Annotated in this window: 6 protein-coding genes; 1 reads left to right on the top strand and 5 read right to left on the bottom strand. The window is 70.3% G+C overall.

Annotated elements, in window-relative coordinates; all coding sequences use genetic code 11:
• Positions 1-116 precede the first annotated feature (116 nt).
• From pgl to tkt, 5 genes are read right to left on the bottom strand one after another with little or no spacing between them, the layout of a single operon-like run.
• Entirely contained in the window at positions 117-899 is a 783-nt protein-coding gene (gene pgl, locus ACFXGX_RS42580; protein ID WP_384803673.1) for a 6-phosphogluconolactonase, read from the bottom strand.
• The gene (opcA, locus tag ACFXGX_RS42575; protein WP_384803669.1) at positions 896-1,957 is read right to left on the bottom strand and encodes a glucose-6-phosphate dehydrogenase assembly protein OpcA; all 1,062 of its coding nucleotides are present in this window, start codon (positions 1,955-1,957) and stop codon (positions 896-898) included. The genes pgl and opcA overlap by 4 nt, the downstream gene beginning before the upstream one ends.
• Positions 1,954-3,477, bottom strand: coding sequence for a glucose-6-phosphate dehydrogenase (zwf, locus tag ACFXGX_RS42570; RefSeq protein WP_384803666.1), 1,524 nt, complete (start codon positions 3,475-3,477; stop codon positions 1,954-1,956). The genes opcA and zwf overlap by 4 nt, the downstream gene beginning before the upstream one ends.
• Positions 3,478-3,481: 4 nt before the next feature.
• Positions 3,482-4,600, bottom strand: coding sequence for a transaldolase (gene tal / locus ACFXGX_RS42565; RefSeq protein ID WP_384803663.1), 1,119 nt, complete (start codon positions 4,598-4,600; stop codon positions 3,482-3,484).
• Positions 4,601-4,634: 34 nt separating this feature from the next.
• Positions 4,635-6,722: a transketolase gene (tkt, locus tag ACFXGX_RS42560; protein ID WP_384803661.1), complete on the bottom strand. Its 2,088-nt coding sequence runs from the start codon at positions 6,720-6,722 to the stop codon at positions 4,635-4,637.
• Between the two features lie 353 nt (positions 6,723-7,075).
• Here tkt and ACFXGX_RS42555 point away from each other — a divergent pair, with 353 nt between their 5' ends.
• A complete protein-coding gene (locus tag ACFXGX_RS42555) occupies positions 7,076-8,029 on the top strand; it encodes a heme o synthase (protein ID WP_384803675.1) in 954 nt (317 codons plus the stop codon).
• The last annotated feature ends 41 nt before the right edge of the window (positions 8,030-8,070 follow it).

Raw genomic sequence — 8,070 nt, 5'->3', positions numbered from 1 at the left:
CCGCGCGCGACACGCGGCCCGCGCCCCGGCCCCCCCCCCCCGCTCCCCCCCCCCGCCGGCGCGCGGGGGGCGCCGCGCCCGCCCCCCCCCCCCGGGGTCCGGGCGAACAGGACCGCTCAGGCGGAAGCGGGCGGGTACAGCGAACGTGGCAGCTGGGACGCCGCCGGGGCGTCCAGCAGCCACAGGGTGCGTGAGCGGCCGTACGCGCCGGCGGCGGGGGCCTGGATCTCGCCCGCGCCGGACAGGGCGATCGCGGCCGCCTGGGCCTTGTCCTCGCCGGCCGCGAGCAGCCACACCTCGCGGGCGGAGCGGATCGCGGGCAGGGTCAGCGAGATCCGGGTCGGCGGCGGCTTGGGCGCGCCGTGCACGCCGACCACCGTCCGCTCCGTCTCCCGCACCGCGGGCAGCTCCGGGAAGAGCGAGGCCACGTGGGTGTCGGGACCGACGCCCAACATGAGGACGTCGAAGGCCGGGACCGGGCCGTGGTTCTCCGGCCCGGCGGCCTTCGCGAGCTCCGCCGCGTACGACTCCGCCGCCGCCTCCACGTCGGCGCCGTACGGACCGTCGGACGCGGGCATCGCGTGCACCCGCGCCGGGTCCAGCGGCACCGCGTCGAGCAGGGCCGCGCGGGCCTGCGTGTCGTTGCGGTCGGGGTCGCCCTCGGGGAGGTACCGCTCGTCGCCCCACCACAGGTCGAGACGCGCCCAGTCGACCGCGTCCCGTGCGGGCGCGGAAGCGAGGGCCGCGAGGAGCCCGTTGCCGTTGCGCCCGCCGGTGAGCACGATCGAGGCGGAGCCGCGCGAGGCCTGCGCGTCCACGATCTTCGTGATCAGCCGGGCCGCCGCGGCCTGGGCCATCAGTTCCTTGTCGCGGTGGACGACGAGCTGCGGAGTGTTCACTCGGCGGCCGCCTTGTCCGCCGCCTTCTTTGCGAGCCTCTCGGCCACCCCCGCGGGGGAGTCCTTGGCGACCGGGGCCGCCTTCGTGGCCGTCGCGGTCCCGCCCGGGGACCCGGTCCCCGCGGTGTCCCCCGCCGCGTTCAGCCGGTCCACCCCGAAGCGCAGCGCCGAGGCGTAGGTGTCGTCCGGGTCGAGACGGCGCAGCTCCTCCGCCATCAGCTCGGCCGTGTCCCGGCGCTTGAGGGCCACCGCGCGGTCGGGCTGCCCCTGGATGGACAGCGTGGCGAGGGTGCCGTCGGCGCGGTCCAGGACGATCGGGCCGCAGCTCGTGTCCAGCCGGACCGCGGTCAGACCGGGGCCCGAGGACAGCGACCGCTTGACGGGGACCTCCAGCCGGTTCGCGAGCCACATGGCGAGCAGCTCGCAGCTCGGGTTGAACTCCTCGCCCTCCACCTCGACCGCGTCCACGTCGCAGGCGACCTGGTCCAGGGCCGCGGCCAGCATCGAACGCCAGGGCGTGATGCGGGTCCACGACAGGTCCGTGTCGCCCGGGGTGTAGGCCTCGGCGCGGGCGTTGAGCTCCCGTACCGGGGCCTCGGCGGCGTAGGTGTCGGTCACCCTGCGCTGTGCGAGGGCGCCGAGCGGGTCCTTCGCCGGGTCGAGCGGCGCGTTCACCGGCCACCAGACGACGACGGGCGCGTCCGGCAGCAGCAGCGGCAGGACGACCGACTGGGCGTGGTTGATGACCTCGCCGTACAGGCGCAGCACCACCGTCTCGCCGGTGCCCGCCTCCGCCCCGAGCCGCACCTCGGCGTCGAGGCGGGACGTCGTGCGGTCGCGGGGCGAGCGGGAGACGCGCTTGATGACCACGAGGGTGCGCGAGGGGTGCTCGCGCGAGGCCTCGTTGGCGGCCTTCAGGGCGTCGTACGCGTTCTCCTCGTCGGTGACGATGACGAGGGTGAGCACCATGCCGACGGCGGGCGTGCCGATGGCGCGTCGGCCCTGGACGAGGGCCTTGTTGACCTTGCTGGCCGTGGTGTCCGTGAGATCGGTCTTCATGGGCGACGCCAGCTCCGTCCGTCTCGCTCGAGCATTTCGTCGGCCTCGACGGGGCCCCAGGTGCCCGAGGGGTACTGCGCGGGCTTGCCGTGCTGGTCCCAGTGCTGCTCGATCGGGTCGAGGATCTTCCAGGACAGCTCGACCTCCTCGGTGCGCGGGAAGAGGTTCGAGTCACCGAGCAGCACGTCGAGGATCAGACGCTCGTACGCCTCCGGGCTCGACTCCGTGAAGGACTCGCCGTACGCGAAGTCCATCGAGACGTCCCGGATCTCCATGGAGGTGCCGGGCACCTTGGAACCGAAGCGGACCGTGACGCCCTCGTCGGGCTGGACGCGGAAGACGATCGCGTTCTGGCCCAGCTCCTCCGTCGCCGTGTGGTCGAAGGGGGAGTGCGGGGCGCGCTGGAAGACGACCGCGATCTCGGTGACGCGGCGGCCGAGCCGCTTGCCGGTGCGCAGGTAGAACGGGACGCCCGCCCAGCGGCGGTTGTCCACCTCCACCTTGATCGCGGCGAAGGTGTCGGTCTTCGACTTGGGGTCGATACCGTCCTCCTGGAGGTAGCCGACGACCTTCTCGCCGCCCTGCCACCCCGCCGCGTACTGGCCGCGGACCGTGCTGGCGCCGAGGTCCTTCGGCAGCCTGGTCGCGCCGAGCACCTTGGTCTTCTCCGCGGCGAGCGCGTCCGCGTCGAAGGAGGAGGGCTCCTCCATGGCGGTCAGCGCCATGAGCTGGAGCAGGTGGTTCTGGATGACGTCACGGGCGGCGCCGATGCCGTCGTAGTAGCCGGCCCGGCCGCCGATGCCGATGTCCTCGGCCATCGTGATCTGCACATGGTCGACGAACGACCGGTTCCAGATCGGCTCGAACATCGTGTTGGCGAAGCGCAGCGCCAGGATGTTCTGGACGGTCTCCTTGCCCAGGTAGTGGTCGATGCGGAAGACCTGGTCCGGGGCGAAGACCTCGTGCACGATCGCGTTGAGCTCCTCGGCCGACTTGAGGTCGTGGCCGAAGGGCTTCTCGATGACCGCGCGGCGCCAGGAGCCGTCCGACTGGTCCGCCAGCTTGTGCTTCTTGAGCTGCTGGATCACCACGGGGAACGCCGACGGCGGCACGGACAGGTAGAAGGCGAAGTTGCCGCCCGTGCCCTGGGCCTTGTCCAGCTCCTCGATGGTGGAACGGAGCCGGTCGAAGGCGTCGTCGTCGTCGAAGGTGCCCTGGACGAAGCGCATGCCCTGGACGAGCTGCTGCCAGACCTCCTCGCGGAAGGGCGTGCGGGCGTGCTCCTTGACCGCGTCGTGGACCTCCTGGGCGAAGTCCTCGTGGGCCCACTCGCGGCGGGCGAACCCGACGAGGGAGAAGCCCGGCGGAAGGAGACCCCGGTTGGCGAGGTCGTACACCGCGGGCATCAGCTTTTTACGTGACAAATCGCCCGTGACGCCGAAGATGACCAGGCCCGACGGCCCCGCGATACGCGGGAGCCGTCGGTCTGCGGGGTCACGCAGCGGGTTGCTGCTCGACAAGGTTTCAGCCCTCCGAAGGGGCGAGGCGCTGAAGCTCCGCCTCGGTCGACTTGAGCAGGTCGTTCCAGGAGGACTCGAACTTCTCGACGCCCTCGTCCTCGAGGAGCTGGACCACGTCGTCGTAGGCGATCCCGAGCTTCTCGACGGCGTCGAGCTCGGCACGGGACTGCTCGTACGTACCGGCGATGGTGTTGCCGGTGATCTGGCCGTGGTCCTCGGTGGCCTCCAGAGTGGCCTCCGGCATGGTGTTCACCGTGTTGGGCGCGACCAGCTCGTCGACGTACAGGGTGTCCTTGTACGCCGGGTCCTTGACGCCGGTCGAGGCCCACAGCGGGCGCTGCTTGTTGGCCTGCGCCCGGTCGAGGACGGACCAGCGGTCGGTGGAGAAGACCTCCTCGTACGCCTCGTACGCGAGCCGGGCGTTGGCGACGCCCGCCTTGCCGCGGGCGGCCTTGGCCTCGGGGGTGCCGAGCGCGTCGAGCCGCTTGTCGATCTCGGTGTCCACGCGGGACACGAAGAAGGACGCCACGGAGTGGATCTTCGAGAGGTCCAGGCCGCGCTCCTTGGCCTTCTCCAGGCCGGCGAGGTAGGCCTCCATGACCTCGCGGTAGCGCTCCAGCGAGAAGATCAGCGTGACGTTGACGCTGATGCCGAGGCCGATGACCTCGGTGATCGCCGGCAGACCCGCCTTGGTGGCCGGGATCTTGATGAGGGTGTTGGGGCGGTCCACCAGCCAGGCGAGCTGCTTGGCCTCGGCGATCGTCGCCGTGGTGTTGTGCGCCAGACGCGGGTCGACCTCGATCGACACGCGGCCGTCCTGGCCCTCGGTGGCGTCGAAGACGGGGCGCAGGATGTCGGCGGCGTCGCGCACGTCCGCGGTGGTGATCATGCGCAGGGCCTCGTCGACGGTGACCTTGCGGGCAGCGAGCTCGGAGACCTGCTGCTCGTAGCCGTCTCCGCTGCTGATCGCCTTCTGGAAGATCGACGGGTTGGTGGTGACGCCCACGACGTGCTGCTGGTCGATCAGCTCGGCAAGGTTGCCGGACGTGATCCGCTTGCGCGACAGGTCGTCCAGCCAGATCGCGACGCCTTCCTCGGAGAGGCGCTTGAGTGCGTCTGTCATGGAAATTGCATCTCCTACGTGTCGTATGTCGGCGTCAGCGCTGGGCTGCGGCGATCGATTCCCGGGCGGCTTCCGCGACGTTCTCGGCAGTGAAACCGAATTCGCGGAAGAGCACCTTGCCGTCGGCCGAAGCACCGAAGTGCTCCAGCGAAACAATGCGTCCGGCGTCCCCGACGAAGCGGTGCCAGGTGAGACCGATTCCCGCCTCGACCGAGACACGGGCCTTCACCGACGGCGGCAGGACGCTGTCCCGGTACCCCTGGTCCTGCTCGTCGAACCACTCCACACACGGCATGGACACGACCCGCGTGGGGATGCCCGCGGCCTGGAGCCGTTCACGCGCCTCGACGGCCACGTGCACCTCGGAGCCGGTGCCGATCAGGATGACCTCGGGCGCGCCGCCCTCGGCCTCGAACAGCACGTAGCCGCCCTTGGCGGCGTCCTCGTTCGCCTCGTACGTCGGCACACCCTGACGGGTGAGCGCGAGACCGTGCGGGGCGCCCTCGCCGAACACCTTGGTGTAGCGCCTGAGGATCTCGCGCCACGCGATGGCCGTCTCGTTGGCGTCCGCCGGACGGACGACGTTGAGGCCGGGGATGGCGCGCAGCGAGGCCAGGTGCTCGACCGGCTGGTGGGTGGGGCCGTCCTCGCCGAGACCGATCGAGTCGTGCGTCCACACGTACGTCACCGGCAGGTGCATCAGCGCCGACAGACGGACCGAGTTGCGCATGTAGTCGGAGAACACCAGGAAGGTGCCGCCGTAGATGCGCGTGTTGCCGTGCAGCGCGATGCCGTTCATCTCCGCGGCCATGGAGTGCTCGCGGATGCCGAAGTGGATCGTGCGGCCGTACGGGTTCGCCTCCGGCAGCGGGTTGTCCGCCGGGAGGAAGGAGGAGGTCTTGTCGATCGTGGTGTTGTTCGAGCCGGCGAGGTCGGCGGAGCCGCCCCACAGCTCGGGGATGACCGCGCCGAGGGCCTGGAGCACCTTGCCGGACGCGGCGCGGGTGGCGACACCCGTGCCCGCCTCGAAGACCGGGAGCTTCTCCTCCCAGCCGCTCGGCAGCTCGGTCGCTGCGATGCGGTCGTACTCCGCCGCGCGCTCCGGGTTGGCGGTACGCCAGGCGGCGTAGCCCTTCTCCCACTCGGCCTTGGCCTGGGTACCCCGGTCCAGGGCCTGACGGGTGTGGGCCAGGACCTCGGCGGCGACGTCGAAGGACTTCTCCGGGTCGAAGCCGAGGACGCGCTTGGTGGCCGCGACCTCGTCGTCGCCGAGCGCCGAGCCGTGCGCGGCCTCGGTGTTCTGCGCGTTGGGGGCGGGCCAGGCGATGATCGAGCGCATCGCGATGAACGACGGCTTGTCCGTCACCTTCTTCGCGGCCTCGATGGCGTTGTAGATGGCGTGTGGGTCGAGGTCGCCGTCCGGCTTCGGGGCGATCCGCTGCACGTGCCAGCCGTACGCCTCGAAGCGCTTGACCGTGTCCTCGGAGACCGCGGTCTCCGTGTCGCCCTCGATCGAGATGTGGTTGTCGTCCCACAGCAGGACCAGGTTGCCGAGCTTCTGGTGCCCGGCCATGGAGGAGGCCTCCGCGGAGATGCCCTCCTGGAGACAGCCGTCACCGGCGATCGCGTAGATGAAGTGGTCGAACGGGGACTCGCCCTGCGGCGCCTCCGGGTCGAACAGACCACGCTCGTAGCGGGCGGCCATCGCCATGCCCACCGCGTTGGCGACACCCTGGCCGAGCGGACCGGTCGTGGTCTCCACGCCCGGCGTGTGACCGTACTCGGGGTGTCCGGGGGTCCTGCTGCCCCAGGTCCTGAAGGACTCCAGGTCGTCCAGCTCCAGGCCGAAACCGGCCAGGTAGAGCTGGGTGTAGAGGGTCAGGGACGAATGGCCGGCGGACAGCACGAAGCGGTCCCGTCCAACCCAGTCGGTGTCCGCCGGGTCGTGCCGCATCACCTTCTGGAAGAGGGTGTACGCGGCGGGCGCCAGGCTCATGGCCGTACCGGGATGGCCGTTGCCGACCTTCTGTACGGCATCGGCGGCCAGGACGCGGGCGGTGTCCACGGCCCGCTGGTCCAGCTCGGTCCACTCGAGGTCTGTGGTGGTCGGCTTGGTGCTCACCCTGGGTCAGGGCTCCTCTCCACATGTCACACATGTCGAAATGCCGGTGCACTGGGCGCCCCGGCCGTTGTCGAGCCTACCCCCGTGAGTACGCGCGTTTTTTCGAGTCATTCCAGACTGCCGGGACTCACCGGGATCCGCCTCCCGACTGGGTCGTTCCGTGTTCGGCACATGAATACGGAGCCGCTCGTCCGAGTGCTCAATCGAGTCTCGGCCGGCTCTTCCAGCGGCGCTCCTCAACACGGGCCCACCCCCGCGAATGCCGGGGTCTGGGCAACGTCTACAGTGGCGTGGTACGCGCGGGCCTTTACGGGGATTTCATCCGGGGGCTCGCTGGGATGTCTCTGTCAGGGGTGTGCGTGACGGCCGTCGAATCCCGTCCTGCGGGTGTTCTCGGGACGAGCAGCAGCCGAGGCCAGCGGCCGTTCGGGGCCCGTCTCAAGGCGTTCGTGGCGCTGACCAAGCCGCGGATCATCGAACTGCTGCTGATCACCACCGTTCCGGTGATGTTCCTGGCCCAGCAGGGCGTGCCCGATCTGAAGCTGGTGCTCCTCACCTGCCTCGGCGGCTACCTGTCCGCGGGCGGCGCCAACGCGCTGAACATGTACATCGACCGCGACATCGACGCCCTCATGGAGAGGACCTCGCAGCGCCCGCTCGTCACCGGCATGGTCAGCCCCCGTGAGTGCCTCGCCTTCGGCATCACGCTGGCGGTCGTGTCGACCCTGCTGTTCGGTCTCGCCGTCAACTGGCTGTCCGCCTGGCTGTCGCTCGGGGCGCTCCTCTTCTACGTCGTCGTCTACACGATGATTCTCAAACGGCGTACCTCGCAGAACATCGTCTGGGGCGGCATCGCCGGCTGTCTGCCCGTGCTCATCGGCTGGTCGTCCGTCACGAACTCCATGTCGTGGGCGCCGGTCATCCTCTTCCTCGTCATGTTCTTCTGGACGCCGCCGCACTACTGGCCGCTGTCCATGAAGGTGCGCGAGGACTACGCGCGCGTGGGCGTGCCGATGCTGCCGGTCGTCGCGAGCAACAAGGTGGTCGCCCGCCAGATCGTCCTCTACAGCTGGGTGATGGTCGCGGTCTCGCTGCTGCTCACCCCGCTCGGGTACACGGGCTGGTTCTACACCGCGGTCGCGCTCGGCGCGGGCGGGTTCTGGCTGTGGGAGGCCCACGGTCTGCAGAACCGCGCCAAGGCCGAGGAGACGGGCGGCAAGCTCAAGGAGATGCGGCTGTTCCACTGGTCGATCACCTACGTGTCGATCCTCTTCGTGGCCGTCGCGGTGGACCCCTTCCTCCGCTAGAGCGCCCGGAAACGTGTACGGGAGGGGTGCGTGGCCAAGGC

It is taken from the genome of Streptomyces sp. NPDC059371, from assembly GCF_042751995.1.
In the GTDB taxonomy this organism is placed as follows: Bacteria; Actinomycetota; Actinomycetes; order Streptomycetales; family Streptomycetaceae; genus Streptomyces.
Note: the sequence above shows the minus strand (reverse complement) of the source record. Positions and strands in the feature narration are given on the sequence as shown.

Bases quoted from the DNA above. Each gene is read 5' to 3' on its own strand.
- opcA (WP_384803669.1), bottom strand. From the start codon at position 1,957: ATGAAGACCGATCTCACGGACACCACGGCCAGCAAGGTCAACAAGGCC.
- tal (WP_384803663.1), bottom strand. From the start codon at position 4,600: ATGACAGACGCACTCAAGCGCCTCTCCGAGGAAGGCGTCGCGATCTGG.